The 24,837-nt window shown below is 62.4% G+C and carries 23 protein-coding genes and 1 tRNA gene; 9 read left to right on the plus strand and 15 right to left on the minus strand.

What is annotated here, in order from left to right:
• The first annotated feature begins 13 nt into the window (after positions 1–13).
• Positions 14–1,399, plus strand: a complete 1,386-nt coding sequence (locus GRI48_RS10275; protein WP_419956950.1) for a L,D-transpeptidase family protein — start codon at positions 14–16, stop codon at positions 1,397–1,399.
• A gap of 19 nt (positions 1,400–1,418) precedes the next feature.
• Here the strand turns inward: GRI48_RS10275 and GRI48_RS10280 are convergent, their stop codons facing one another.
• From GRI48_RS10280 to ispG, 4 genes are read right to left on the minus strand one after another with little or no spacing between them, the layout of a single operon-like run.
• The gene (locus tag GRI48_RS10280) at positions 1,419–2,099 is read right to left on the minus strand and encodes a murein L,D-transpeptidase catalytic domain-containing protein (protein ID WP_160674989.1); all 681 of its coding nucleotides are present in this window, start codon (positions 2,097–2,099) and stop codon (positions 1,419–1,421) included.
• A gap of 42 nt (positions 2,100–2,141) precedes the next feature.
• Positions 2,142–3,083: a histone deacetylase family protein gene (locus GRI48_RS10285; RefSeq protein ID WP_160674992.1), complete on the minus strand. Its 942-nt coding sequence runs from the start codon at positions 3,081–3,083 to the stop codon at positions 2,142–2,144.
• A gap of 1 nt (position 3,084) precedes the next feature.
• Positions 3,085–3,825, minus strand: coding sequence for a hypothetical protein (locus GRI48_RS10290; RefSeq protein ID WP_160674995.1), 741 nt, complete (start codon positions 3,823–3,825; stop codon positions 3,085–3,087).
• Positions 3,822–4,964: a flavodoxin-dependent (E)-4-hydroxy-3-methylbut-2-enyl-diphosphate synthase gene (gene ispG / locus GRI48_RS10295; RefSeq protein ID WP_160675682.1), complete on the minus strand. Its 1,143-nt coding sequence runs from the start codon at positions 4,962–4,964 to the stop codon at positions 3,822–3,824. Before ispG ends, GRI48_RS10290 begins: the two co-directional genes overlap by 4 nt.
• Positions 4,965–5,055: 91 nt before the next feature.
• On the opposite strand from ispG, the gene GRI48_RS10300 reads away from it, so the two are divergent.
• Positions 5,056–6,063 (plus strand): zinc transporter ZntB, encoded by a 1,008-nt coding sequence (locus GRI48_RS10300; RefSeq protein ID WP_160674999.1) that lies wholly within the window; start codon positions 5,056–5,058, stop codon positions 6,061–6,063.
• Between the two features lie 4 nt (positions 6,064–6,067).
• Here GRI48_RS10300 and GRI48_RS10305 read toward each other — a convergent pair whose 3' ends face one another.
• The 3 genes from GRI48_RS10305 to GRI48_RS10315 form a co-directional block, all read right to left on the minus strand.
• A complete protein-coding gene (locus tag GRI48_RS10305; RefSeq protein ID WP_160675002.1) occupies positions 6,068–7,030 on the minus strand; it encodes an SDR family NAD(P)-dependent oxidoreductase in 963 nt (320 codons plus the stop codon).
• Between the two features lie 15 nt (positions 7,031–7,045).
• Positions 7,046–7,561: a GNAT family N-acetyltransferase gene (locus GRI48_RS10310; protein ID WP_160675005.1), complete on the minus strand. Its 516-nt coding sequence runs from the start codon at positions 7,559–7,561 to the stop codon at positions 7,046–7,048.
• Between the two features lie 83 nt (positions 7,562–7,644).
• Entirely contained in the window at positions 7,645–8,772 is a 1,128-nt protein-coding gene (locus tag GRI48_RS10315; protein WP_237451812.1) for a mechanosensitive ion channel, read from the minus strand.
• Positions 8,773–9,162: 390 nt separating this feature from the next.
• Here GRI48_RS10315 and GRI48_RS10320 point away from each other — a divergent pair, with 390 nt between their 5' ends.
• Positions 9,163–9,609: a DUF2059 domain-containing protein gene (locus GRI48_RS10320; protein ID WP_160675008.1), complete on the plus strand. Its 447-nt coding sequence runs from the start codon at positions 9,163–9,165 to the stop codon at positions 9,607–9,609.
• 86 nt (positions 9,610–9,695) lie between these two features.
• Here GRI48_RS10320 and GRI48_RS10325 read toward each other — a convergent pair whose 3' ends face one another.
• A complete protein-coding gene (locus GRI48_RS10325) occupies positions 9,696–10,604 on the minus strand; it encodes a prephenate dehydratase (protein WP_160675011.1) in 909 nt (302 codons plus the stop codon).
• Between the two features lie 123 nt (positions 10,605–10,727).
• Between GRI48_RS10325 and GRI48_RS10330 the strand changes: the two genes are divergently transcribed.
• Positions 10,728–11,423, plus strand: a complete 696-nt coding sequence (locus GRI48_RS10330; RefSeq protein WP_160675014.1) for a c-type cytochrome — start codon at positions 10,728–10,730, stop codon at positions 11,421–11,423.
• A 38-nt stretch (positions 11,424–11,461) separates the two neighbouring features.
• Here GRI48_RS10330 and GRI48_RS10335 read toward each other — a convergent pair whose 3' ends face one another.
• On the minus strand, positions 11,462–12,124 hold the full coding sequence (locus GRI48_RS10335; protein ID WP_160675017.1) for an RlmE family RNA methyltransferase: 663 nt from the start codon (positions 12,122–12,124) through the stop codon (positions 11,462–11,464).
• A gap of 7 nt (positions 12,125–12,131) precedes the next feature.
• Positions 12,132–13,325: a Ppx/GppA phosphatase family protein gene (locus GRI48_RS10340; RefSeq protein WP_160675020.1), complete on the minus strand. Its 1,194-nt coding sequence runs from the start codon at positions 13,323–13,325 to the stop codon at positions 12,132–12,134.
• 169 nt (positions 13,326–13,494) lie between these two features.
• Here GRI48_RS10340 and GRI48_RS10345 point away from each other — a divergent pair.
• A tRNA-Gln gene (locus GRI48_RS10345) sits at positions 13,495–13,568 on the plus strand.
• A gap of 237 nt (positions 13,569–13,805) precedes the next feature.
• On the opposite strand, the gene GRI48_RS10350 is transcribed toward GRI48_RS10345, so the two are convergent.
• Positions 13,806–14,450 (minus strand): hypothetical protein, encoded by a 645-nt coding sequence (locus tag GRI48_RS10350; RefSeq protein ID WP_160675023.1) that lies wholly within the window; start codon positions 14,448–14,450, stop codon positions 13,806–13,808.
• Between the two features lie 365 nt (positions 14,451–14,815).
• Between GRI48_RS10350 and GRI48_RS10355 the strand changes: the two genes are divergently transcribed.
• The 4 genes from GRI48_RS10355 (at position 14,816) to GRI48_RS10370 (ending at position 16,592) form a co-directional block, all read left to right on the plus strand.
• Positions 14,816–15,079: a DUF1902 domain-containing protein gene (locus tag GRI48_RS10355; protein ID WP_160675026.1), complete on the plus strand. Its 264-nt coding sequence runs from the start codon at positions 14,816–14,818 to the stop codon at positions 15,077–15,079.
• A gap of 67 nt (positions 15,080–15,146) precedes the next feature.
• Positions 15,147–15,281, plus strand: a complete 135-nt coding sequence (locus tag GRI48_RS14555; protein ID WP_419956961.1) for a type II toxin-antitoxin system HicA family toxin — start codon at positions 15,147–15,149, stop codon at positions 15,279–15,281.
• Between the two features lie 504 nt (positions 15,282–15,785).
• Positions 15,786–16,013 carry a hypothetical protein gene (locus GRI48_RS14560; RefSeq protein ID WP_160675032.1) on the plus strand — a complete coding sequence of 76 codons (228 nt, stop codon included), beginning with the start codon at positions 15,786–15,788 and terminating at the stop codon, positions 16,011–16,013.
• Positions 16,014–16,190: 177 nt separating this feature from the next.
• Positions 16,191–16,592, plus strand: a complete 402-nt coding sequence (locus tag GRI48_RS10370; RefSeq protein WP_160675035.1) for a GFA family protein — start codon at positions 16,191–16,193, stop codon at positions 16,590–16,592.
• A gap of 344 nt (positions 16,593–16,936) precedes the next feature.
• Here the strand turns inward: GRI48_RS10370 and GRI48_RS10375 are convergent, their stop codons facing one another.
• The 4 genes from GRI48_RS10375 to GRI48_RS10390 form a co-directional block, all read right to left on the minus strand.
• Positions 16,937–18,982, minus strand: a complete 2,046-nt coding sequence (locus GRI48_RS10375) for a hypothetical protein (RefSeq protein ID WP_160675038.1) — start codon at positions 18,980–18,982, stop codon at positions 16,937–16,939.
• On the minus strand, positions 18,979–19,833 hold the full coding sequence (locus GRI48_RS10380) for a hypothetical protein (protein ID WP_160675041.1): 855 nt from the start codon (positions 19,831–19,833) through the stop codon (positions 18,979–18,981). Before GRI48_RS10380 ends, GRI48_RS10375 begins: the two co-directional genes overlap by 4 nt.
• A 130-nt stretch (positions 19,834–19,963) precedes the next feature.
• Positions 19,964–20,152, minus strand: coding sequence for a hypothetical protein (locus GRI48_RS10385; RefSeq protein WP_160675044.1), 189 nt, complete (start codon positions 20,150–20,152; stop codon positions 19,964–19,966).
• A gap of 17 nt (positions 20,153–20,169) precedes the next feature.
• Positions 20,170–24,786, minus strand: a complete 4,617-nt coding sequence (locus GRI48_RS10390) for a hypothetical protein (protein ID WP_160675047.1) — start codon at positions 24,784–24,786, stop codon at positions 20,170–20,172.
• Between the last annotated feature and the right edge of the window lie 51 nt (positions 24,787–24,837).

Raw genomic sequence — 24,837 nt, forward strand, 5'->3', positions numbered from 1 at the left:
AGAAGAGACCTCGGTGGACGCTTTGAATTTCAAGACCCTCATCCTCGGCGCGAGCGCATTGGCGCTGGCCGTTCCTGCTGCCGCGCAGACCGCTGCGCCGACCAATCTTCTCGTGCAGGAGCAGGACGCGCCGGCACAGAAAGCCTCGGATCGCGGCAGCGTTGACCAGGCTTTCGAGGGTACCGAATTCGTCAGCCAGGAAGTGACGCAGGACCTGTCGCCGCCGGTTGCGCCGTGGAGCATCACGGCCGCCCAGAAGCTCGTCGCGGCGCTAGAAGGCGTGCGCGCTGAAGGCCTCAACCCGGCCGATTACGAGATCGCGGCGCTGAAGTCGCTGATCGCCTCGGGGCCGGGCGAACGGCTCGATGCCGCCGCCAGCCGCAATTTCATCTGGCTGGTCGAGGACATGCGCGACGGGCGCACGCCGATGGAAGCGCGCCGCCAGTGGTTCGTGGTCGACCCCGATCCCGATCTCTATCGCTCGACCGACCTGCTCGCCATGGCCGCCGAAACCGGCGACATCGCCGGGGTTCTCGATACGATCCGCCCGACCCATCCGGACTACGCCCGCCTGGTCAAGGCGCTCGGCACGACGCCGAAGGCCGACAGCAAGAAGCGCAAGCTGATCATGGCCAACCTCGATCGCTGGCGCTGGTTGCCGCGCGATCTGGGCAAGCAGTACCTGATGACCAACGTGCCCGAGTACCAGCTGCGCCTGACGGTCAACGACAAGATCATCTCCACCTACCGCACGATCGTCGGCAAGCCCGGTCGAACGGCAACGCCTCAACTGGCCGAAAAGGTGGAGGGCGTGGTTTTCAACCCGACCTGGACCGTGCCCCAGTCGATCGTGAAGGGCGAGGGGCTCGGCGCGAAAGTGCTCAACAACCCGACCTGGGCGCGCAACGCCGGATACAAGGCGACCAAGGGCGAGAACGGCTGGATCACGGTCGTGCAGCAGCCCGGGCCGACCAACTCGCTCGGCATGATGAAGCTCGACATGCCCAATCCGCACGCGATCTTCCTGCACGACACGCCGAGCCGGCACCTGTTCGCCAACGAGCAGCGCGCGCTGTCGCATGGCTGCATCCGGACCGAGCGTGCGCTCGAACTGGCGATGACCATGGCGATCGTGGGCAAGGGCGCAACCAAGGAAGAAGCGATCGCGATCTCCACCTCGGGCGAGTATACGAAGGTGCCGTTGCAGCGCGAGTTTCCGGTCTACATCACCTATTTCACCATGGCGACCGACATCGACGGCAAGCTGCGGAGCTTTGCCGATATCTACGATCGGGATGCGCCCGTCCTCGCCGCGCTCGACCAGCCACGCCAGGCTGACCGCGCGCGCAAGACGAGCGAGGAAGTGGTCGAGATCGTCGACGATCTCCAGACCAGCTAACTAATGGAAAAGCCCGCGCTCAGGATGGGCGCGGGTATTCCGCCGACAGCATCCTGAGGCTTTCCGGCATCGGCGAATGCGTCCCGTCGGGCGAAAGGCCGATCACGTCGGCATAGAGCAGCCGTCCGCCCGACAGCTGCAGCAGCGCCTTGCGGAAATCCTCCTTGCCGAGCGCAAAGCACCCGTTCGACCGACCGAGACGGCCCCACTGCGCGACATGCTCCGGCTCCGCATAGGCGGCTGAATGCATCACGATGTAGCGTCGCAGCGCGGCATCGTTGGTCGGATCCAGCCCGCCCAGCCGCACCGAAGTGCCGTATTTGCCGGTGTACCATTCCCACGTGACGTAGGCGCCACGGCTCGTGGCGTTCGACCCTTCGACGTTGGAAAACCGGTTGAGATAGCCGTCATGCTCCGGGTCGGAGCCCGTGCCGTGCGCGACGAGGAAACTTTCCACCCGCTGCTGACCCAGATTGACGAAGTGGAACCGCGGCATAGCCGAATGCAGGCCGAAATCAGCAATGCCGACGATGTCCTTGCGCCAGATGGCGTTGCCGGCCTTGGCAAGTTCGCGGTTGGCGATCTCGAACAGCCGGCGATCGCGCATAGAGCCGATCAGCGGTTGGGCAAACACGCGCGCAGGCAGTGCGGCAGCGGCTCCGGCTGCCAGCCCGCCCTTGATGAGATCGCGCCGGTTCATGTCCTGCCTTTTTAGCACAAAATTCTTAACGCCAACGGACAATCATGTTTCCGTCTTATCGACCGGGCGCATATGTCGGGCGTTCTCCCGCGCCATTGCCACCATCGAGCGTGCGTGGCGTTCGGCGACCGGGCGCGGATCGCTGCCATAGCCACCGCCGAGCGCGCTTGCGACCGGGATGCCCCGGCACCGCGCTTGCCCGACGACGAAGGCGTCGCGTGTCTGCAGCCCTGCGTCTGTGAGCGCGAGCCGGCCCAGCCTGTCTTCCTCGTGCGGGTCGACGCCTGCCTGGTAGAGCACGATGTCCGGCGCGAAACTGTCGATCACCTGCGGGACGTGACGCTCGAGCTCGGCCATGTAGGCCGCATCGTCGGTGCCGTCGGGAAGGGCGATGTCGAGAGTGGAGCGGGCTTTCCGCGCCGGGAAATTCTTCTCTGCGTGGACCGACAGGGTAAAGACGTCCTCGCGCCCTGCCATCAGGCTCGCCGTGCCGTCGCCCTGGTGCACGTCGCAGTCGACAATCAGCACGCGCCGGACCACGCCTTCGCCGATCAGCCGGTTGGCCGTGACCGCGAGGTCGTTGAATACGCAATAGCCAGCGCCGGTGTCGTGCAGTGCGTGGTGGCTCCCTGCCGCGCTGTTGGCGGCATAACCGTGTTCCATCGCGAGCCTTGCAGCGAGCCAGGTGCCGCCATTGGTGTGCTGGACCCGCTGCGCGATGTGCGGGGTCACCGGAAAGCCGATCCGTCGCTCCTTCTCGCGCGGCACCTCGGCGCGAAGGACCTGATCGACGTAGTCGGGGCAGTGGACCGCTTCCAGCCATTCGCGCGGGCACGGATCGGGAGCGTGTTCGGTCAGGTCGATCTCGCCGCGCCCGGCAAGGTCGCGCAGCACGACCATCACGAGCATGTACTTGTCGAAGCGGAACGTCCCGCGCGTAGGAGCGGGAGCCATGTAGTCGACGTGGTGGACGACGTGGAGCATGTCAGGCGGTGGCCGGGACCTCGTCTGTCACCGGCGGCCTGCCGAGCCAGTATGCCGCAGCGATTGCTGCGCCGATGCAGCAGGCCATGATCCCGACCAGCAGCGTGTCCCAGATCATGAGCCCCCACACGAGCGCAGTGCTCTGCCCCATCGCCAGCGTGTGATTGTACTGGTGGAGCAATTGCGCCGGCATGTAAGCGACTGCCACGAACAGGACCAGCAGGGCAGCGGCGGCCCAGCCGATCGTGAAGGCGCGTTTGAGCGTCATTGTCGCGTCGCCCAGAAGCGGTCCGATGAAATAGATGATCAGCGGCAGAGTCGCGAGCTGGATCGCGAGATCGATGGCGCTCGGGAGTTGTCCACCAGACGCTTGTTCGATGGCCCAGTATGCGGCCGATAGGATCGCGTTGGCGACGAGCGCCAGGAGTAGGTGCTTCCAAGCGATGGTGCGCAGGTCCCACCAGCGTTTGCCGGCCCCGCCGACAAAGCGGGCCGCAGCGAACACCGCGATGACCAGTCCGGCGATCTTGGTGTAGCCGAAAGCCCAGCGGGTGTCCGACATGGCCATTGCGTTGAACGCTTCCTCGCTTGCGAACATGCCGGACCGGATCTCGAAAACATGTTGCACGAATTCGGGTATCATCACCAGCAGCGGAATGATCGGTGCAAGCCTGAACAGGGACAATCCTTCGAGGAACGTGACCTTGATTCCGCTCGCGAGCCGCGCAAGCACTTCCCTCATTCGGCGGCTTCCACCGCGTGGGGATCGAATGCCGTGGCCTCGCCAGCCTCGATCGCTGCGGCCTTTTCCTCGACGAGCCGCACGATGTGGTCGAGCATGTCGTCCGACTGCACGTGGTGATCGGTCACGCCCGACAGATAGACCATGTGCTTGCCCGCACCGCCACCGGTGAGGCCGATGTCGGTCTCGCGCGCTTCGCCCGGGCCATTGACCACGCAGCCGAGAACCGAGAGGCTCATCGGCGTCTTGATATGTTCGAGCCGCTTCTCGAGCGCCTCGACCGTGCGGATGACGTCGAAACCCTGGCGCGAGCAGCTGGGGCATGAGACGACCCGCACGCCGCGCGTCCTGAGGCCCAGCGCCTTGAGGATTTCGAAGCCGACCTTCACTTCCTGTTCCGGCTCGGCGGAGAGCGACACGCGGATCGTGTCGCCGATCCCTGCCCACAGCAGGCTGCCGATGCCGATCGAGGATTTGACCGTGCCGCCGATCAGGCCGCCCGCCTCGGTAATGCCGAGATGGAGCGGGCAATCGACCGTTTCGGCCAGCGCGTGATAAGCCGCGACCGCGAGGAACACGTCGGAGGCCTTCACCGCCACCTTGTAATCGTGGAAATCGTGGTCCTGCAGCAGCTTGATATGATCGAGCGCGCTTTCGACCAGCGCGTCCGGGCATGGCTCGCCGTATTTTTCCAGCAGGTCCTTTTCCAGGCTGCCGGCGTTGACGCCGATGCGGATCGCACAGCCATTTGCCTTGGCCGCACGGACGACTTCGGCGACCCGTTCGGACGAGCCGATATTGCCCGGGTTGATGCGCAGGCAGGCAGCGCCCTTGTCAGCCGCTTCGAGCGCGCGCTTGTAGTGAAAATGGATGTCGGCGACGATCGGGACGTTGGCAGCCTTGGTGATCTTGTCGAAATGTTCGGTCGCCTCGGGGGTGGGGCAGGACACGCGGATGATGTCAGCGCCCGCATCCTCGCACCGGCGGATCTGGTCGATGGTCGCGCCGACGTCTTCGGTCGGCGTATTGGTCATCGTCTGGACCGTGATCGGCGCACCGCCGCCCACGGGGACATTGCCGACCATGATCTGGCGGGACTGGCGGCGCATGATTTCGCGCCACGGGCGGATCGAACTCAGTGTGTCGGAGGACATGATGGGTCACGATATAGTCGCGCGTCGATGAAGGAGCAATGACAGCGCGTTGCGATTGCGGCATAGGTGCGCGCCGATGATCGACAACACCACAACCGATCGGGTGCCGCAGGATGGTCCACTGCTGTTCGGGCGCGTGCTCGACGGCAAGGGTGGCGGCCGGAAAATCACCTGGCAGCAAGTGCAGGGCTGGAAGCCCGCCAGCCCCGACGAGGTGCTCTGGCTGCATTTGTGCCGCACGGTCGAGGGCACGTATGAATGGCTGCAGGACGAACTCGGCATCCCCGAGCCGACTGCCGAGCTGCTGACGAGCGACCAGACGCGCCCGCGCGCCTTTGCGGAAGGCAATGCACTGGTGGCGACCTTGCGCGGCATCAATTTCAACGCCGGGGCGGAACCCGAAGACATGGTGTCGATGCAGTTGTGGTCGGACGGCAACCGGCTGATCACGCTGCGACGCCACCCGCTCCAGACACCGCGCGACACGCTGGCCGAGATCGACGCCGGGCGCGGGCCGCTCGATGCGGGCGCGCTGATAACCTCGCTGACCGAGCTCATGGTGCATCGCATGAACCAGGCGATCGTCGACATGAACGAGCATATCGACCTGCTCGAAGACATGGACCAGGACGACCACGCGGAGGAAATGCTGGCGAAGATCGCCTCGATCCGCCGCAATTGCCTCGGCCTGCAGCGCCACATGGGTCCGCAGCACGTCGCGCTCGAGATGATCAGCCGCGAAGCGCCCCCGTGGTTCGAGGACCACGACCGGCGCGAGATCGCGGAAACCATCGCGCTGTTGCGCCGCTTCCTCGACGATATCGACATCAGCAAGGAAAGCGCGGTCGTTCTGCAGGACGAGCTGCGCGCCCGCAGCCTCGCCTCGAGCGAACACGCGACCTACATGCTGACAATCGTCGCCGGCATCTTCCTGCCGCTCAGTTTCCTGACCGGCCTGCTCGGGATCAACGTGGCGGGCGTTCCCGGAACCGACGACCCGAATGCCTTCTGGGGCGTCGTTGCGCTGTGCGGCCTTCTGCTCGTTGCCCTGCTGGTGGTATTCCGCCGCCTGAAGTGGCTCTAGCGGATCAGCCGGCGAAGCGTTCGCCGACCAGTTCCTCGCTCAGTTGCCACAGCCGCTCCGCGTTCTCCGGGTCGATCGCGTAGGAACGCACGCTGCCCGTCGGATCCTCGTCGTCGCGATCGGCCACGTGGCAATCCTCGAGATAATAACCGCCCTTGCCCTCCAGATCCGGTGAAGTCGCTGCATAGCAGGTCGTGGCCGCACCCTGAGGGATCGTCTTGAAGCCGCCGCCGGAACCCGGTTCGCGTTCGGCCGAAATCGTCATCCGCTTGCGCAGATTGGCGATGTCCTCCTCGCTCAGATGACGGCCGAGATTGGTCTGGATCCCGCCGGGGTGGACGGCATAGGCGTGGATGCCGCGATTGCCGAAGCGTTTCTCCAGCCCGACGCTGAAGAGCACGTTGGCGGTCTTCGACTGGCCGTAGGCTTCCCACTTGTCGTACTCGCGGTCGGAGTAGTTCGGATCGTCAAAATGCACCTGGTCGAGGTGATGACCGCGGCTGGAGAGGTTCACGATCCGCGGATGGTCGCCCTTCTCGACAAGCGGCATCAGTTTGGAGGTGAGCAGGAAGTGGCCGAGGTGATTGGTACCGAACTGCCGTTCGAACCCGTCGACAGTCTCGCCCCTCGGGCAGGCCATCACGCCCGCGTTGTTGATGAGCAGGTCGATCTTGTCGAACCGTTCGTTAGCTTCCTTGCCTGCAGAGCGGATACTGTCGAGCGAGGCCAGATCGCACACGAGCGTGTCGACCGTGGCGCCTGTCTCTCCGGCGATTTCTTCCGCCGCGCCGGCCAGCTTGGCTTCGTCACGTCCGGAAAGGATGAGGTGCGCACCTTTCGCCGCCATGGCGCGGGCGGTTTCCTTGCCCAGACCCGAATACCCGCCGGTGACGAACACGGTGCGCCCCGACAGGTCACGTTCGGCCAGCACCTCGTCTGCCGTCGATGAAAATCCGAAATCCGCCATGTCCGTCTCTCCCGTTTACGTGAGTCGTACCTCGTAGAGGTATTCGTCGTCGCGATGGTTGCCGACCCAGAAGTCGATGTCGGCGATCTTTTCGAAGCCGTAGCGCTGGTAGAACCGCTGTGCGCCGTGATTCTCGCTCCAGACCGAAAGCTGGATCGCATCGTGACCGCGCTCGCGCGCCTCGCCGAAAGCCCAGTCCATCAGCGCCGCGCCGATGCCCATGCCGGTCTTGCCCGGAGCGGTGTAGAGCTGGCCGAGCGCTATGGGATTTGCCGCGTCGGAATGCTCGGCATAGGAACTCGGCGCGCGCAGCTTGCAGTAGCCGGCAAGCCCGTCATCGTCCTCGGCGAGGCGATGGATACACTCGGGCCCTGCGACTTCCTCGCCGACCGCCCTTTCGGAATAGGCCTGCTCCAGGAAGCGATCGAGGTCCTCGGTGCGGTAGAGATGCTCGAAGGCGGCGCAGAAACTGTCACGACCCAGTTTTGCAAGTGCCGGGACATCGTCGAGTGAAGCGGGGCGCAGGATCATGTCCGACGCCGTAACCCCGTTTGCGACACGGTTCCAGCCCGCCGCGGTAACAAGGGGCCCGCAGGGTGCGGGCCCCGTTGTAATCACGCTCCGGGAGGGAGCGGCGTGTCGTCGGTCCGCGCTTGCGAGGCATGCGAGCGGGTCTTCGCGTCGATTTCCTCCAGCTTGCGACCGGCCCAGTCGCGCCCGCCGAGGCCGAACGCGAGTGCGGCGGCGACTGCCCCGCCGATGACCAGCGCGCTGAAGGCCGTCTGCACGATCTGCTCTCCCACGCCCATGAACTGCAGGCCCATGAAGGTGAACAGGATGATCGTTGCCCAGCGAACGACCGTGGCAGCGGTGCCGGTATCCTCCGCTCCGCCGATGATCCGGGAAAGGACGTTGGCGATCAGGAAACCGACACCGATGACGACGGCGCCGAAGACGACCTGACCACCCAGCTCCAGCACCTCGTTGAGGATCGCCGTCAGTTCGGGAAACCCGAGCAGGCGAGTGGCTGCGATGGCGAAGAACAGGATGATCGCTATCTGGACGACGCGGGCTATGATCGACGACGCGCGCGTCCCTTCGCTCACGAGACCGCTGCTCGAAAGGGCGCGGTCGACGCCCAGCCCGGGCAGGACTTCCTTGATGAGATGCACCACGAAGCGGCTCACGAGATAGCCGATGCCCAGCAGGATCGCCGCGATCAGTACATTCGGGATAGCCAGCAGGATCTTGCGCAGCATTTCACTGGCGGGTTCGCTTATTGCTGCAATGCTCAGCACGTCGAGGGCGGCGATCGATACCACGATCACGATGATCGCGTAGACGATCGTGCCGATGGTGTCGGAGATGCGCGTGTTGCCGGTCGCCTCGTCGACCCCGCCGCGATTGGCCCACTTGTCGAAATCGACCGTGCGCAGCGTCGTGACCACCAGATCGCGGGCGATCTTGGCAATCATCAGGCCGATGAAGAAGATCAGTCCGGCCCCGATGAGATTGGGAATGAAGGCAACCACGCCATCGAGGAAGTTGTCGATCGGACCGGCGACGGCGCCCAGGCCCAGGACCTGCAGGATTATCATCAGACCGAACAGCCAGATCAGCAGGCTGACGATCTTCCCGAGCGATTCCCCCAGCGTCATTCCTTCGCCCGTGGCGCGCCGGAACAAGCCGACATTGTCGACGAGCTTGGCGAAGGCCCACTTGGCCGCTTTGGCCAGGGCCATGTGACGACAAGGACGATGAGCGCGAGCCCGACTTTCTCGAGGATCTCGACCGCGAGATTCTCGTCGAAACGGTAATTGCCTATTTGCATGGCCTTCTCTCCCCAGAACAAGACACGGGCAAGCTATCATGCCGTAAGGGAATGCGGAAACGCCGCCCCGGGGCGCGGTGGATAAGTCCTCCGCGAGTCGTCCCAAGGGCCATCTCGTGCCGTTTCGAGGGGCGCCAGCAAGCGATTCCAGTGGCTTGCTGCCCCGGTTTGACTCATCGTCCTGCAAGGCGCAGCTTCGCGGCAGCGCTTGGGGGATCAGTAGACATCGGCGGGCCGCATGGCCCCTCGCGTGCAACCGCAGGCCGGGCAAATCGTCCGGTCGCATCAAAGGAGCACGTCTATGAACAAGACAATCGCAACCGTACTTGCCGCCAGCTGCCTCGCGTTCGCCGCACCGGTCGCCGCGCAGGACGATCCCTATCCGATGGAAGCCGGCGAGTACGTCGAAGTGACCGGGATCGAAGTGGACGATGGTGCCGGCCTCAAATACGCACAGTGGCTGGCTGGCGAATGGCGCGCCAATTCCGATTTCGCAGTCAGCCAGGGCTGGCTGAACAGCTACGAACTGCTGGTGAACATGTATCCGCGCAAGGGCGAACCGGACATCTATATCATCCGCCGCTTTCCCGCCTTCATCGACAATGCCGAGGGCGATCGCCGCAACAAGATCATGATGGCCCGCTACAAGCGCAGCGAGGAAAAGCTGCAGTCGGAAAGCGCCGACCGTGCGAGCTATCGCAGTGTCGGAAACGAGATGCTGCTGCGCAAGATGGAATGGAAGGACTGACCGTCCCCATCGCCTGAATGGAATCAGCACAGGAGGGGCGGGCGGCGACGTCCGCCCTTCTCATGCCGGCGTTGCCGGCGTTCGTCTCAGCCGCGCTTGCGCGCCTGGCGATAGCTGCCGAGGATCCGCAGTTCCTTGCAGTGAAAGGCGAGTTCCTCAAGCGCCCGGTCGACCGCCGGTGCCCCGGGCGCGCCGATGATGTCGGCATAGAACATGGTGGCCGCGAAGCTCGCGCCCTTCTGATAGCTTTCCAGCTTGGTCATGTTCACGCCATTGGTAGCGAACCCGCCCATCGCTTTATAGAGCGCGGCGGGGATGTTCTTCACCTCGAATACGAAGGTAGTCATCGCAGGCTCGGGGCCGACGCTCGCCGGATCGAGCGGCTCGGGCGCGAGGACCACGAAACGCGTCATGTTGTCGGCCGCGTCCTCGACGCCTTCTTCGGCGATCTTCAGGCCGTACAGATCCGCGGCCAAGGCAGGGGCGATCGACGCGATCGCGGGGTCTCCGCGCTCCGCCACATAGGCGGCCGAGCCTGCCGTATCGGCATGGCTGAGCGGGACTATACCGCGCTCGCGCAGGAATTTGCGCGACTGGCCGAGCGCCTGCGGGTGACTGTAGGCCGCCTCGAACGGGCCCAGCGAGCCGTCCGGATGCGGAACTCCCATCAGCGCATGGCGGATCGGCATGAAATGTTCGGCAACGATCGCCAGCCCGCTTTCCGGGAGCAGGAAGTGGATGTCGGCCACCCGGCCATGTTGCGAATTCTCGATCGGGATGATCGCGCTTCCCGCCTTGCCGCTTTTCACCGCGTCCAGTGCATCTTCGAAACTGAAACACGGCAGTGGCAGCGCTTCGGGCGCGAACTCGCCAGCCGCACGGTGCGAATTCGATCCGGGAGCGCCCTGGAAGGCGATCGCGCGGGCCGGATCTTCGGCGGCGGCCTCGCGCATGGTTTCGACCAGTGCAAGGGCGGGGAGCGGGAAACTGTGCATCGCGCCTAGCGCCTAGTGGGAGGCAAGGCTGCGGGCAAGTGGCATCGGCCCTTGCCTATGGCCCATCACCTGACTAGAGCGACGCGCGAAACAGACCTCGCCAAACTCGCGGATTCTCGACGCATGCAAGACAATACCAACACCACTTTCGGCTGGATCCTCGGCTCGGGGATCGTCGCGCTCGGCCTGTCGATCGTCAGCGGAATGTATTTCGGTGCCGACAAGCCCCACCATCTCGAAGAGGGCGGCTTGCCGGTGGAAGACGCCGACGCGGGTGCGGCCGCCGAGGATGGTCCCTCGCTCGCGACCTTGCTGGCGCAAGGCGATGCCGCCGCCGGCGAAAAGATCTTTGCCAAGTGCACCGCCTGCCACTCGATCGAGCAGGGCGGCGCGAACGGTATCGGGCCGAACCTGTGGGGCGTGCTCGGCAAGCCAGTCGGCAAGCATGCGGCAGGCTTCGCGTACAGCTCGGCACTTTCGGGCCATGGCGGCGACTGGACGTACGAGAACATGAACGAATGGCTCAAGAGCCCGCGCGGCTTCGCCAACGGCACCAAGATGAGCTTTGCCGGCCTTTCAAGCGGCGAGGACCGGGCCAACATCATGCTCTACATGCGTGACATGGGCGGCGGTCCGCCGCTGCCGACGCCCGAGGAACCTACCGCCGAGGCAGGTGCCGAAGGCGAAGCGGTCGACGATGGCGTCGCGGGCGGCGAAGCTTCGCCGGTCGAGGCCGCCGGTGCTACGGGCGATCTCGATCCGGTCGCGTCGAGCAACGCGGCAACCGATGCCGGTGGTGCAGCCAAGCCGGGCGAATGAGCAGGGGTTTCATCGGCTGACGCGGGCCTGAAGGCCGGTCAGCGACCCTTGAATTCCTGAGCGATGACGTACCATTCCGACGAGCCCTTGCGGCTCGCCGGCGGCTTTGCATGCTTTACCTTGCGGAAATGCTTCTTGAGCAGCGCAAGCAGGTCGTTGTCCGCCCCGCCTGCCAAAACCTTCGCGACGAAGGCACCACCTTCCTCCAGCGTCTCGATCGCGAAATACGCGGCTGCTTCCACGAGGCCCATCGTGCGCAAATGGTCGGTCTGCTTGTGGCCGACCGTGTTGGCTGCCATGTCCGAAAGCACCAGGTCCGGCGGCCCGTCGAGCGCCTCGGTCAGCCGCGTGGGCGCCTCGTCGGCCATGAAATCCATCTGCAGGATGGCCACGCCCTCGATCGGGTCGGTTTCGAGCAGATCGATCCCGACGACCGAGGCCTTCGGGACCTGCTTGCGGACGACCTGGCTCCACCCGCCCGGCGCTATGCCTAGGTCGACGATGCGCCGCGCGCCTTTCAGAAGCGCGAATTTCTCGTCCAGCTCGATCAGCTTGTAGGCGGCGCGGCTGCGATAACCGTCGGCTTTCGCCTGCCGCACGTAAGGGTCGTTGAGCTGCCGCTCGAGCCAGCGGGTCGAGGATGCCGTGCGCCGCTTGGCGGTCCTGACCCGCTTGTCTGGATTTCGCCCGGATCGGGTCATGGCTGGCCTAGTCGACCCCGCGCACTTCGCGCAGGGCCCTTTGCGCGCGTTCGCCCTGGGTATCGGCGGCGATCAGACTGCGCAGGATTCCCTCGCGGATGCCCCGATCGGCGACGGCGAGCTCGGCCGCCGGCCAGATGTCGAGGATCGCCTCGAGTATCGCGCAGCCAGCGACCACCAGCTCGGCGCGGTCGGGTCCGATGCACGGCAGCGTTCCGCGTTCGGCCATCGGCATGGCCGACAGCCGGGTACTGATATCCCGCATAGAGGCCGCCGGGACGATCAGCCCGTCGACCGCGCGGCGGTCGTACTGCGGCAGTTCGAGATGCACGCTGGCCAGCGTCGTTACCGTGCCGCTCGTGCCGAGCAGGCGGATGTGGCTCGCCTCGTTGCGGTAATCGGCTATGCGCGTCGTGAAGGGGGCAAAGCTGTCGAGGATCGTCTGGCGCATCGCGGCATAGCGTTTCTTGCGATCGTCCTCGCCCGGACCGATCCTTGGCACGGTGTCGGAAAGCGAAACGACGCCGTACGGCACGCTCTGCCAGTCGAGAATGCGCGGTACCGGACCACCCGGCTCGATCAGGACGAGTTCGGTCGATCCGCCGCCGATGTCGAAGATGACGGCCGGGCCTTCGCCGCTCTCGAGCAGGATATGGCAGCCGAGCACGGCCAGTCGCGCCTCTTCCTGCGCGGAGATTATATCCAGCGCGATGCCGGTTTCCTGGCGCACGCGCTCGATGAATTCCGCCCCGTTGACCGCGCGGCGGCATGCCTCGGTGGCCACCGACCGCGCCAGCCGGACATTGCGCCGCTTGAGCTTCTCGGCGCAAATCTTGAGAGCGCCGAGCGCCCGGTCCATGGATTCGTCGGAGAGCCGACCCGATTGCGCGAGGCCCTCGCCAAGCCGCACCACGCGGCTGAAGGCATCGATGACGGTAAAATTCTCGCCCGACGGCCTGGCGATCAGCAGGCGGCAATTGTTGGTCCCCAGGTCGAGCGCGGCGTAGGCCTGGCGACTGCGGCGCGCGCTGTCCGAAGCGAGCGCGGCATGCTCGTCACGCGCCTTTCCAGCAACCGCAGTGGGCCTGCCTTGCTTGGGCCGGGCGGGATGCCTGTACCGAAAATCGGCTACCTTGCCGGACTTGGCACCCCGTTTCTGTCCCGTCCGCTGATGGACGTCCGGCGGAGTGTAGTCCGCCATTTCAATCGCTTTCTTCTCTTTACCACGCCTTGAGCGGCGTGGAGACCTGACCCGATGCTAGCCGCGACGGGCGCAAGCGGCAAGTGGGCGCGATTTAGCTGTCGATCCGGCCTTGACCTCGGGCAGGCGCAAAACTAGATGCGCAGCCTCGCGAAAGCCGCGGCCCGATTGCCCCGTCGTCTAATGGTAAGACTACGGACTCTGACTCCGTCAATTGAGGTTCGAATCCTCACGGGGCATCCAGCCAATTCGCGTTAACTCCCGAAAACAAAAGAGAAATTGGGCGAGCGTTTCTGACGCTCCCTCATTCGTTCCCCCATTCGGATTTTTTTCGTCCGTGAGGGTTGTTCCGCGCCCAAACAGGTCGCCATCACCTGTTTGCTATTCTGTGGGGCTGTCGCAGCCTACGCAAATGGAGCGGTTGCCGGTATCGATGGGCTTAGGGTTGGCAGCTTCCGCACTCGGTCCGGACCTGAGAGCCTACTCTAAGAGGTAATCAACGAATGACTCGTTGAACCTGAAGTGCCTAACATTCCCCGATGTGATCTCCCTCACCGCGCCATAGTTTTCTAGAATCGCCACGAGGCTGTCGAGGTTCGCATGGGTGTTGTAGTAGTACACGAACTGCGGCTCGCTTCCGGCCCCGTAAGAAAAGCGCTTATCCAAGAGGGCAAAGCGTCTAACCGTTGCATCGGTTTTCATGTCTTCCCGCATTTCAGCGACGAGTGCGGATGCCTTCCTTTCCATTGCAGCAAAAGGAGATCCTGGCACGACACGGAAGCCTTTGGCTTCCAACCCAGCAATTTGCTCGGCAGTGTCGCGGTAATCTCGAAGCACAGCCGCAGTGTATGTTAGCTCATCGTCATCGATCAGCTTGGCGTGATTCTGGCAAAGCCATATCCCGTTTTCAATGGATGCTCGTTGAGCGGAACTAATCGTGTCGTCATAGCGAGGACCATCGGGCGAAGCCGCAGTGATGTGAGCCGCAACGCCTGTGTCGGTCGTTCCCTTTTCTGCATCCGGCCCCGATGTTGGCGCGCGGCACTGTGGGAATGAGCATCGCATACCGACACGACGTGCAAGCCGGTCGCGAGTTCGTTTTGAGAAGTTATCACGAGTTGCCATCAAGCCGAGATAGCGCCCAGCGCAAATTTATCCCAGTCCGACGAACCTCTACTGGCTGTTTTTGCGAAGGCGCTGGCCGATCAAGGTTGACCAGGCAGCGCGCCGCTTTCGATGCCAGAAGTGCGGTGTGCGGAACTCAGAGATCCAGCAGGGTGGATTGGCGTAGGATGGCGAGGACCTTTGAGTTATCTAGCGCTGCCGAAAACCTTCAGCCTGTTTGCAAAATTTTATTGCCAGTGGGCCATGGCCGCATTGGAACTTTGTTATTTGCATTTTTACCCTTCAGGCATATATCCAGAACGTTCGTTACGCCGGTGACAGGGGCATGTGGTCAAATCCGACCACGTTTGAAAGGCGTTATTTTTATGAAGCACACCGCAAGTTTTTCGATTCAGGTTAAGGCTGAATTGGACGACGAAGCGGGTGTCTGGGTTGCCACCTCAGACGATGTTCCGGGCCTTGTGGCCGAGCACAAGGATCTACGGAAACTCATGGATATGGTGGCGGAACTGCTGCCTGTTTTGGTCGTCGAGAATGGCATGCTGCCGAACCTGAACGAGGCAAAAGAGATCCCAGTTCACATCGCGGCGAATGCGCTCGCGAAGCGCAATGTCTTGATTCCAGCTTGATAGCTTGGCGGACTACAGGCGCGACGTTCGGAAGATTTTAGAGGCCAACGGTTGTTCGTTTGTCCGGATGGCAAACGGCAGCCACGAGCTTTGGGAAAGCCCAATCTCCGGAAATCGTTTCGTGGTTCAAAAGAACCTCAAATCCAAGATCTCTGCAAATAACATCATGAAGCAAGCTGGGGTGGATCACAAATTTAAGTGATCGCAGAACTTGGCAACCTGAGCTGGAATAAGAAAACCCCGCCAGAGCATGTGGCGGGGTTTCCAGTTCCGGCTCCTGTTGCGGACTGAGAGCCGAGGACCGTCTGCTTCGATAGCGATCGCGTGAGCAATGTAAATGCCGTGGTCCAGACTGGCTCAGGTCTGGGTAGCTCGAATGTCCGCTAACGACCCAATTGCAGACATTCATGGCCGCTGTTAGGCTTGAATGATGGCTTTCAAAAATCGAATAACTCCGAAGAGTTGCCTCCTCACAGCCATCCTCGGACTCATCGCCATCTATGCGCTTTATCGCCTCCTCATTTGGTGGGGAGTTGCCTTCTCTTTCAGTATGTAATGGGCGTCCACTTTCCACCCACTTCGTGACCGATTTTCCTTGCTGGCGCTGTGCCAGGAACGGACTGTCAGCTAACGACCCGATTGCGGACTTTCGCCTGACCGCGCTTCGATGGTAGTGTTTCGCCGCCGAGTGCAGCGGGATGAGCGGATGGAACTGATAAGAAGCGTCACAAGTAGGGATGGCAAGTACCGCATCGACTTCGAACGAGATGCAGACGGCTTCTACCGATACGTCACCTTTAACGACCGCTATCGAGATCACGAGGATTTTCACAATCCGCCCTTCTGGACCATTGCGAAGTTCTCCGGCCTTTACGACACGACAGAGGCAGTTGAGGCAGACGCGAGATCAGAATTTTCTTGGCTTCGTGAATGACCGCAGCCGACGGTAAGGATCGGACGACGTCCGCTTTCCACCCATTAGCGGACCTTTGGGCCCGAAAATCAGCGAACGTCCGCTAACGACCCAATTGCGGACCTTACGGCGTTGACCTGACTTGGCCGAGAGCGGACTATTCGATATGAACGTTCTGCATCATTAAGGGTCAATGCAATGAAAGCTTCGTGCCAATGTGGACAATTGCGCGTTGAAGTGCCGGGGCCGACGATCGCCGTAGTCGCCTGTCATTGTATTGCCTGCCAAAAGCGATCCGGATCACCATTCGGAGAAGCAGCTTACTACCCGCACGATCAGGTCGAAATAAAAGGAAATGCCAAGCAATTCTCGCGCCCAACAGATTTGGGCGGCACATTCGACCAGTTCTTCTGCCCAGACTGCGGAACCACGGTGTTTATGCGCGGCACCAAAAACCCAGACGTGACCGGCATCCCGATCGGTCTTTTCGACGAGGGGCACAAAATGCAGCCGGTTCGATCGGTATGGGAAGATCGTAAGCACCCGTGGGTCGAGATACCCACCGCGATGCAGCATTTTCCAGAAGCCAGGGTCGACTGACACAGTCCTCGGCTCAAACAGGGTAGGCGTCAGCAAACCTCTAGGATTGGTCTCAAACCTGCCATTCTGTTCCCCACCCAATAGCGGACATTCGGTATTTGAGGTGGCGCTACCTCTAAAAGGTACGTGCGTTACAATGCCGCTTAACGAAAAAGCCCCCGCCGGTTAGGGCGGGGGCTAAGGCCAGAAGGCTGCGAATCAAGGCAGTCCTTCGGGTCGCGCGCGATCTCCTGATCCGTTAACCATCTGACGCCAAGCGAAATCTAAGGGCAGGCCGCTCGTAATCGGGCGTTATGCGCCTGGATTTCAGCGAGCGAGGCTTGCGATCCAGCAGGCTCTCCGGCCTAGCGGGCGTAGATCGTCAGCGTAACGTCATCATGGTAGCTGTCGTTATTCGTGCCTGAGGTGCGGTCCATCCTGTGCAGAATGTCGATATTGCGCGAGCCGCTATTGGCCGCTGCCGATAGGCTGCGCCGCATCCAATATTGGTTCATGCCCAGGAACGTGACAGCGCCGTAATTCGTCGCCAGCGTGGTCGGGGTTCCGTTCAAGTAGCGGATGCCCATTGTGCCGGGGTCGGCAGTCTCATCGAAGTTGGTCTGCCACCATCGCGCGGTCGCCCACAGGTCGCCAGATGCAATCTTGCTGTCGATCTCGCCGGTTGAAAGGCCGGTTGCCGTCGCGATACTGAAGCGCTGCCGCGCCACCGTCGCCGCATTCGGGCCGCCGAAGAAATAGGCAGTGTTCGCCACCCCTTCCTCATATCGCGGATCGGGGTTGCTCGTTCGCGTGGACAGGCCGCCACTTTCACTCGTCCAGCCCGTTGTGCCGCTCTCAGCGCCGGGGTTGGTGATGGTCACATTGTAGGCAGTCAATGTGTTCGGCTCGTAAGTCCCGGCTTCAAGCGCCGCCAGTTCGGCTGCACTGAACGTGCTGTCCTTCATCGCCACTGATCGGATGCTTGCCAGCGCAAAGCCGTTGGCCCAGCCAGCACTTGCAGCCGGAGGACCGCCGATGCTGATTTGTCCGGGCATGATCGTCGGGGACACGCCATTCAGATCGTCAAAGAACAGGCCGTCCAGCCAGAACTCCCAATTGCCCGCGCCATCGTAATCGATCCGAATGTCACGCTCGACCGGCTTATTGTCAGTCAGTGGCGACCTCCAGTAAGCCAAGAAGCCCTCGTTATCGATCACTGCGTCCCGGCCTTCAGTCCCCACCCAGCATTCGTTTGTCGTCGGATGGAACTTGATGTCTTCAGGATATTGGCTTGGCCCCTGATGCGTCCGGAGGATGGCCAGCGTGCCGCCGTCCGGAGTCGAGGTGATAGCCGCCGAAATGTTGGCAACGTCGATCGGACATGTGTTGGCCGAGGTCGAGTTGGTGTTGTGTGAAAGGTAAAGCAGTCCGTCCGACTGGCGGAGCGTAATGCCCTGACATTGCCGCCCCAGCACGAACCGCTTGTGACGGTTCGCAATGGCGAAGGTTGCTCCGTCCGCAATCTGCGTGGTCGGGATAACGTAAAGCCAAGTGGTGCTGGATCCGATATAGAGGGCAATCAGCACATATTCAGTGCCGGAAACCGTCACGAACTCGATGCCGGTCAAGACGTTGGTTCCAAGGTTCGACAGGTTCCACGTGGTGTTGATTACTGCCGTGCCGCTCGCGAAGGATGCATCCAGATCGATCTCTAGCGCATCGTCGGTTTCGTAATCGACGCACCAGACCTCCCCATTTGCGCGGCGCGCCCATGCAGCAACGTGACGATATGTTGAAAGTCCGAAGGTAAAGCTTCCCAGAACCGTGCCATCGGTCAGGTCGATCTTGTAAACCCGGCTTTCGGTGTCGTTGTAGTGGCCGGAAACCAAGATTGTATCGCTGTCGAGAAACAGCAGGCCTTGCGGTCGGACTGTCTCACCATTGGCGGTCAGGCCAACCGTGGGCCAACGCAGCCCGTATCGCCAGTTGGCAATCCCGAAGTAGCGGGTCGTGATCGATCCATTATAGGTCCGCAGCCCGAAGACGGGCGTGTTCCTCATCTCGTCGTCGTCGAAAATGCCGATTTCGAGTTTCGGATTGGCAGTCGCGTCGTCGTTACCGATCGATAGCAGAACGTCCCGCGTGGTGTGGCGCGTGTTCGCCCACACTTTAGCCCGAAGGTTCACCGACAGGGCATTGGTTGACGATGCCAACCAAGCCGGGAGCGAAGTGGTCTTGAGCCTGTTCTGGAACCCATCGGCCTCGAACCCCGACGGGGTTATCGCCATGCCGCCCGATCGCGTCAGGGCATATGCCCCATCCTTGTCGGTTTCATCATAGGTCAGCGGGTAGACGAGCAGGTTCGCATAGTCCTCCGCAGCCGCTGGGTACGGCATCGTCTGAATAATCATGCCGTCCTCTTCAGCGCGGCAGCAACAAGCCCGGTCACGGAACTGGCGCTAACTTTCAGCCACGCACCTGCTTCGAGAGTTATCGGGCTGGTGGCGCTAGAGAATGTGCCTGGAGCTGCCGCCGTGGACTTCTCGTAGGCAATCGTGCCGGTGCCGCTCGTCGATTGATGCGTAAGGGTCATTGCCACATCTGCATAAAAGCGGGCCTCGCCATCGTCGGAGAAATTGAAAACAGGCACCTCGTTCAAGACGAAGCTGCGCACCTGCGCTGCTGTCAGTTCTTGGATTGCCCCAGTGCCAGCGCCGGTTCGGCCCAGGACACGGGCAGACGACATGGTAAGGCCCGAGGCGGTCACATCGCCGGTAGGAGCACCGGCCTCGACCGCCGTTTCCAGCTCTTGCAGGGCATTCAGAACAGAACTGTTGTCGCTGATCGTCGAGCCGGTAAACGTGCCTAGATCCTGCGCGTTCGTAGCGGTCCCCAGCAGCGCATCGTGGTTATCGACGCGCACCCCTAGGGCGCTCAGGTCGGAGTTGACCTCGCCGCCAGTGATCTCGACATCATCGATAGCCCACTTTGGGCCGCCGCCGTAGCTGATCTGAATGACGACACTGTTTTCGTTCGTCCAGAACTCGAAAAAGCCATTCGTGCGCGTCGTGACCCGCTCCCCGCCAGCCTGATCGATCAACGTTATGCCGTCGTCCGAGTAGATCGTGGCATAGGTTCCAGACGTGACCGTGGTGTGATCTGCGCTGAGAGTCGCGCCGGCCTCGTAGACCTGGATGGTCGCACCTACCACCGGGCGACCCGTAACAAGGTCTTCGACCGTATCAAATTTGTGGCCAGCCATCAGTCTCGCGCCCCCGTCTTGGCGCGCAGGGCTCTCTGCTCCGCGCGTTCCTTATCCGTCAGATCAATCCGGATCGGTCCAATGCGGACCCCCAGATTGCCCCTGTGTTTGCCGGTTTCGTTGCTCAGTTTCATTCCTCGCCCCCTCCCCGGTGCAACCCGGGCCAAATCTCGTTGATGTCGAATGCGTCAAAATCCCCATCCACCATGCGCGCAGGATCAAAGGCGGTTTCCTCGTCTTCGAGAAAGGCCGGAGGAACAGGGACAACAGGGCCAATAGGGACACTAGGTCCGAAGACATCGCCAAGGATGACGGCCATGAGGGGCGAAACCGGCTTCATCGCTGCGCCCCAAACAAGCGCTGGGGCTTAGCCGCGCCGCCAAGCCTCGGGGCACCGTTCCAGTCGGGAAACTGCGCATGTAAATGCCCATCGTGCACCAGAAGCCGCGCGTCGGGTTCCTGCTTGGCGACCTGCGCCCGCAGCCACCCCAGGCTGCGCCCCGGTGGCGGCAGCATGTCCAGCGTGTCGCCATTCATATGCGTTGAATTGTCGGAGGCCTGATAACCGCGCCGCTTGAGGCTCTGGTTATACTCGTAGTCGCGGAAGCCGGAGGTGTATTGAATGCCCGGGATTGCCGCACTCAGTCCGCCCATGACATCGCGGTCAGCAACCGGCTTACCCGGCCAGTCCTGTTTCGGTGCAGAAGGCGTGGCGCGCTTACCCGGCCAAGCCGCTTCAGGCCCTGCGGCAGCGCCCTTCGCCGGAAGCTGATAGTCCGGATCATCGATATACTCGCGCGCCGTCTTGCGAGCCGCTGCAACGGCCTTCTTGGCCGCTTTGCGTTTGCCCTTCTCGTCGGCCTGCAAATAGTCTTCCGAGCCTACCAGACCCAACAGGCTTATGTAGGTCAGCCTGCCTGCAATCTCGTGATAGCGATCATACTGTTCCGGCGTGTAATCGATGCGCTCGCCATCTTCGGTGAACGACTTGCCCGGCGCGCTAACGCTGGCTTCGATCCGCAGCATCTCAGCCACGACAGGATCGTCCTTGCCCTTCGATTGCCAGAAGGGAGAAATGAAATCAGGGCCAAGGCTATCGTTCTCGATAGCCTCGCCAAACACGTCGCGGCGCGGCATCAGTTCGTCTGTCATGCCGGGAATGCGCGCCTGCACAGCCTCCCCAATGCTCTCGCGCTTGCGGGAGACTGGATCGATAGCACGGGCTACGCCAGCGACACCGGCAGGGACAGCGAACGAGCTAACCGTGCGCTCAACCCAATTGTCGGCATAGCGCCCCGGGTCGGACAGCGCTTCAGTGAACGAGGATGCGCCCGACAGCCAGGTCTTGCTGGCAAGGTTGCCCATGATCGAGGCAACCAGCATCACGGCCATGTCGTCGCGCTGCCGGTCGCTCAGCCCCTTGGGCAGCGTGGCCATATCGGCTGCAACGCCAATCGTGGTCGAAAACGGATCAAGCCGCGAATAGCTCACATAGCGGTCGCCAGCCTTGATCGAGTAGGGCTGCCAGCCATCGGCATACATCAGCCGCGCCTTCTTCGGGTCGGGCGGAACAGCGCCGGTAATGGTGCCATCAAGTGCGGCCTGATAGATCAAGGTCGCGAAGCCTGTGCCGAGCATGGCCTTGGCAACGGCAAGGTCGCGCCGCTCACCACCCGCGTTGAAGTCCTGTCGCCATTCCTTCAGCAGCGGGGCCGCAAGGGAACGTTCGGTCGCGAACTTCATCAGGTTGATGGGAGTCCGCACGAACGGCACCACCACCTTGGCCATCAGGTTATTGCTGGTGGCATTGGAAATCGCTTGGCCGAACGGACCCAGCTTGCGCTGGAACGTCAGATAACGCCCATACTCCAGTGCCTTCTCGAACATTTCGTCGGTGGGATTGGCGACAAGCTCTGCAACGCGGCGCTGTCTGGCCTCGCCCTTCAAGCCCTCGCGGTTCGCAATCCGCATGGCCTCGCCGTTCAATTCCATCCGGCGCGCAATGCCCTTGAACAGCTGATCTTCCGCCGTGAGCAATCGCGTAGGAACTCGGATAACCTCGCCCTTGAAACCCTCGATCGCCTTGTATTGTTCGCCCTCGACCTTGGATGCGAAGTCGTCAGCCTCGCCAGTGCGAAGGGCCTTGCCGAACAGGCGGAAGCCTTCCTTGGCACCCTGGATCAAGCCGAACGTGCGCGCACCAACCTCGCTGGCCGCAATCCGTTCTGCCGCCTTGTCCCGGAACAGCGCCTTGCGTCCTGCGCCAACCACCGAGGCAGTGGCATATTCGGGAATCTGCGCAATAGAGGTGAGGCTGTTCGACACCATGTTGACCACGTGCGTGGGCGGGTTCGACAGCAGGAAGTTGATATACAGTTCGCTGATCTTGTTTTGCCACTTCGGCTTCGTCAGCTTCTCTGCCAGCGCATTGAACTTACCCGGTTCGAGCTCGACAGCATCGAGCAGCGCACCCGCCGCATCCTGCAAGTCATCCTTGCCGCCACCGCCACGAACGAGGCTATTCAGGACTTCGCCCCGAATAGCCCGCGCATCGGCTCCCATACGGAACTGTTGCAGCGCTCGGCCTGCTTCCGCAGTTGCCCCAGCCACTTGCTCCTGGATGGCAACGTGCCGCAGCCACTTCTGGCGAAACTCTGCCAATAGCTCATCGCCGGGATCGTCCAGCGCCTTGATGCGCTTTGCCGCGTTGACCAGTTCGTTGCCCGACTTAGCGAGCAGCTGACGCGCTGCCAGTGCTTCCTCGGCATTGAAGGCCTGACCCTTGCGACGGGACAGCAACTGGTCCGGAGTCATGTTGAGTTCGGAGGCTAGGCGTTCCGTTTCCGCCTGCGCGACCCGCCCACGGGTGGCAGCGTCGAAGCCCGTCCTGCGCTCACTCTGGACAAGCGCCCGTGAAATGTCCTGCGGGCTGTCGAGCTTGTCGAGGCGAATGTTTCCGGCAAAGTCTGGGGCAGTCGGCCCCCAGTCCTCATAGGCCTGCACAGGCGGATAAGGCGCATCATCGGCAGGGACCGAGCGGTCCTGCCAGATCTGCCCGCCTTCCTCGAATTGCTGTTGTTCCAGCGCATATCGATCGGCGCGCATCCCCTCGAATTGATCGAGTTCCGCCATATCGTCGGGGTGGAAGCGACGGCCTGGACCGCCCTCATAGGTTTCCCGCAGCGCGTCCAGAAACTCGCTGACACTTGGACGTTCGGCATGGTCGGGGAAATAGCCTGCCTCCCATGCAGCGTGTGCAGCATCGTCGAGGCTTGCGCCGCCCTCGTTGACCAGCGGACCAAATCGCGCCTCTTGCCCGACATGCTCGATCCCGCGACGGGCTGCATTTGTCAGGCCCATGTGATCGAGTTCGCCGCCCTGGTTCTTCAATCCGCCCTGAAGCCGAAGCCAACCGACCATATCGACCGGGCCGACCTTAGGGACGGGCTGACCGACCCAGTTTGTAATCGTGCGGGTTTCCAGTGCGCCGCGTTCGTTCGGAGCCTTGGCCTCGACAAATCGGCCGGCATCCATCGCCGCCGCTTCGTCGACACCATCAACAAAGGTGGACGGCATGGGCAATACATCGGCGGGCCCAATTCGAGCCGCAGCGGCTTGACGTTCCACGGCAGTCGCCGGATCCATCATGGGACGCGGGCGCATCGCTCCCATGTCAAGGTAATCGCGCCGACGAGCAGAGGAAGACACCGAGGCCCCCGGCGCATCCATGGCCATAGAACGCCCAGAAACGCGCTCAGGAAGCGTGGAGGCCGCATCAAAGGCGGTTTCATCCGCATAGCCCTCTGCGACCTCAGCAGTGGCTCTGGCTGCACTCCTGCCGTCCTTGCCGGTAAAGGCCCGATAAGCGCGAGCAGCAGCCGGAACGGCATATTCCAGCGCCTTGCCGCCAGCAGCGTTGATGGCAGCACCAACAGGCGCACCAACCATCGCCCCTTTAGTCCGATCGATCCAATCGCCATCGGTCCCTAGTCCGCCTTCGGCTGCGCCATACGCAGCACCGACCTTTGCAAGCTGGGGGACGGTGCGAGCGCCAGCGCCCCAAGGCAGGGCGAATCCGGAGGTGATCGCTCCGCCTAGCTGGCCAACAGTGGATGCGGTTGGGTGTGCGCTGTCATCGTAACCGAGGATGGACTGGTTCTGATAAAGGTTCGTGGCCAGTATGTCCGCCAATCGCCTGTCGCTGTTCCAGACATTCTCGCGACCGGACGTTCCGCCTAGCGCATCGGCAACTGCCCCAGCTTCATCGAGGCCCCCGGCAAGGAAGCCGGAAGCAAAGCCGCGAACCCCTGCGCCTGTCGAACCATCCTCTGCATCAGTGAGGATACGAGGTCCCTGCTGATAGTTCGGATAGACAGGGAAGGATTGGCCCTTGGCTGCCGCCTTGTCGCGAGCAGTGGTCCATTCCTCGACCTGTTCGCGGTCCATCCCGAAGCCCTGCGACGTGCCGAAGTCGTAAATCTGTTGAGCGGTCCCGGAGCGTAGGAGGCCGACATATTCGGCTTCCGCTTCGGGCCGCATCCCCTGGAACGGCGTGGGCGTGTCGAAGAACTGTGCAACGGTCTGGCGATCGGGCTGCCAGTCGGGCTGCTTGCGGAATTGATCTGGCGGCAGGGTAAGCGTCTGGTGCTGGCCAAGGCGGTTCATCCGCGCCAGTCGTTCGGCCTCCATGTAATCGAACCGACGCTGCGGAGCGTCTTTCAGGTAATCGGGAGCCGCCAAGGATTGACCGGCACGGATCGAGGATAGGCCAGCGTCCCGATCGCCTAGAGTTACCGGACCAACCGTGCGGCCATAGGACTTGCCCACGATCTGGGCGAGGTTTGCGCCAGTGTTGAGGATCTCGCCCTGGAGGTAGCGGGTCGAGTTTTCGCCAATGCGAACAGGCTGCCCCGAACGTCGATAACCGACTTGATCCTTTTCCGGAGCGTCCATGCCCCAGATGCGAACGCGCGTGTCCTCGCTCGCAATCGTATCGCCATCGAC

The organism is Qipengyuania oceanensis (genome assembly GCF_009827535.1).
Taxonomy (GTDB): domain Bacteria; phylum Pseudomonadota; class Alphaproteobacteria; order Sphingomonadales; family Sphingomonadaceae; genus Qipengyuania_C; species Qipengyuania_C oceanensis.

What these genes read in the sequence shown, in the direction of transcription:
- GRI48_RS10280 (WP_160674989.1), bottom strand. Translation starts at nt 2,099, where the DNA reads ATGAACCGGCGCGATCTCATCAAGGGCGGGCTGGCAGCCGGAGCCGCT.
- GRI48_RS10285 (WP_160674992.1), bottom strand. Translation starts at nt 3,083, where the DNA reads ATGCTCCACGTCGTCCACCACGTCGACTACATGGCTCCCGCTCCTACG.
- GRI48_RS10290 (WP_160674995.1), bottom strand. Translation starts at nt 3,825, where the DNA reads ATGAGGGAAGTGCTTGCGCGGCTCGCGAGCGGAATCAAGGTCACGTTC.
- GRI48_RS10300 (WP_160674999.1), top strand. Translation starts at nt 5,056, where the DNA reads ATGATCGACAACACCACAACCGATCGGGTGCCGCAGGATGGTCCACTG.
- GRI48_RS10305 (WP_160675002.1), bottom strand. Translation starts at nt 7,030, where the DNA reads ATGGCGGATTTCGGATTTTCATCGACGGCAGACGAGGTGCTGGCCGAA.
- GRI48_RS10310 (WP_160675005.1), bottom strand. Translation starts at nt 7,561, where the DNA reads ATGATCCTGCGCCCCGCTTCACTCGACGATGTCCCGGCACTTGCAAAA.
- GRI48_RS10315 (WP_237451812.1), bottom strand. Translation starts at nt 8,772, where the DNA reads ATGGCCCTGGCCAAAGCGGCCAAGTGGGCCTTCGCCAAGCTCGTCGAC.
- GRI48_RS10320 (WP_160675008.1), top strand. Translation starts at nt 9,163, where the DNA reads ATGAACAAGACAATCGCAACCGTACTTGCCGCCAGCTGCCTCGCGTTC.
- GRI48_RS10325 (WP_160675011.1), bottom strand. Translation starts at nt 10,604, where the DNA reads ATGCACAGTTTCCCGCTCCCCGCCCTTGCACTGGTCGAAACCATGCGC.
- GRI48_RS10330 (WP_160675014.1), top strand. Translation starts at nt 10,728, where the DNA reads ATGCAAGACAATACCAACACCACTTTCGGCTGGATCCTCGGCTCGGGG.
- GRI48_RS10335 (WP_160675017.1), bottom strand. Translation starts at nt 12,124, where the DNA reads ATGACCCGATCCGGGCGAAATCCAGACAAGCGGGTCAGGACCGCCAAG.
- GRI48_RS10340 (WP_160675020.1), bottom strand. Translation starts at nt 13,325, where the DNA reads ATGGCGGACTACACTCCGCCGGACGTCCATCAGCGGACGGGACAGAAA.
- GRI48_RS10350 (WP_160675023.1), bottom strand. Translation starts at nt 14,450, where the DNA reads ATGGCAACTCGTGATAACTTCTCAAAACGAACTCGCGACCGGCTTGCA.
- GRI48_RS10355 (WP_160675026.1), top strand. Translation starts at nt 14,816, where the DNA reads ATGAAGCACACCGCAAGTTTTTCGATTCAGGTTAAGGCTGAATTGGAC.
- GRI48_RS14555 (WP_419956961.1), top strand. Translation starts at nt 15,147, where the DNA reads ATGGCAAACGGCAGCCACGAGCTTTGGGAAAGCCCAATCTCCGGAAAT.
- GRI48_RS14560 (WP_160675032.1), top strand. Translation starts at nt 15,786, where the DNA reads ATGGAACTGATAAGAAGCGTCACAAGTAGGGATGGCAAGTACCGCATC.
- GRI48_RS10370 (WP_160675035.1), top strand. Translation starts at nt 16,191, where the DNA reads ATGAAAGCTTCGTGCCAATGTGGACAATTGCGCGTTGAAGTGCCGGGG.
- GRI48_RS10375 (WP_160675038.1), bottom strand. Translation starts at nt 18,982, where the DNA reads ATGATTATTCAGACGATGCCGTACCCAGCGGCTGCGGAGGACTATGCG.
- GRI48_RS10380 (WP_160675041.1), bottom strand. Translation starts at nt 19,833, where the DNA reads ATGGCTGGCCACAAATTTGATACGGTCGAAGACCTTGTTACGGGTCGC.
- GRI48_RS10385 (WP_160675044.1), bottom strand. Translation starts at nt 20,152, where the DNA reads ATGGCCGTCATCCTTGGCGATGTCTTCGGACCTAGTGTCCCTATTGGC.
- GRI48_RS10390 (WP_160675047.1), bottom strand. Translation starts at nt 24,786, where the DNA reads ATGGACGCTCCGGAAAAGGATCAAGTCGGTTATCGACGTTCGGGGCAG.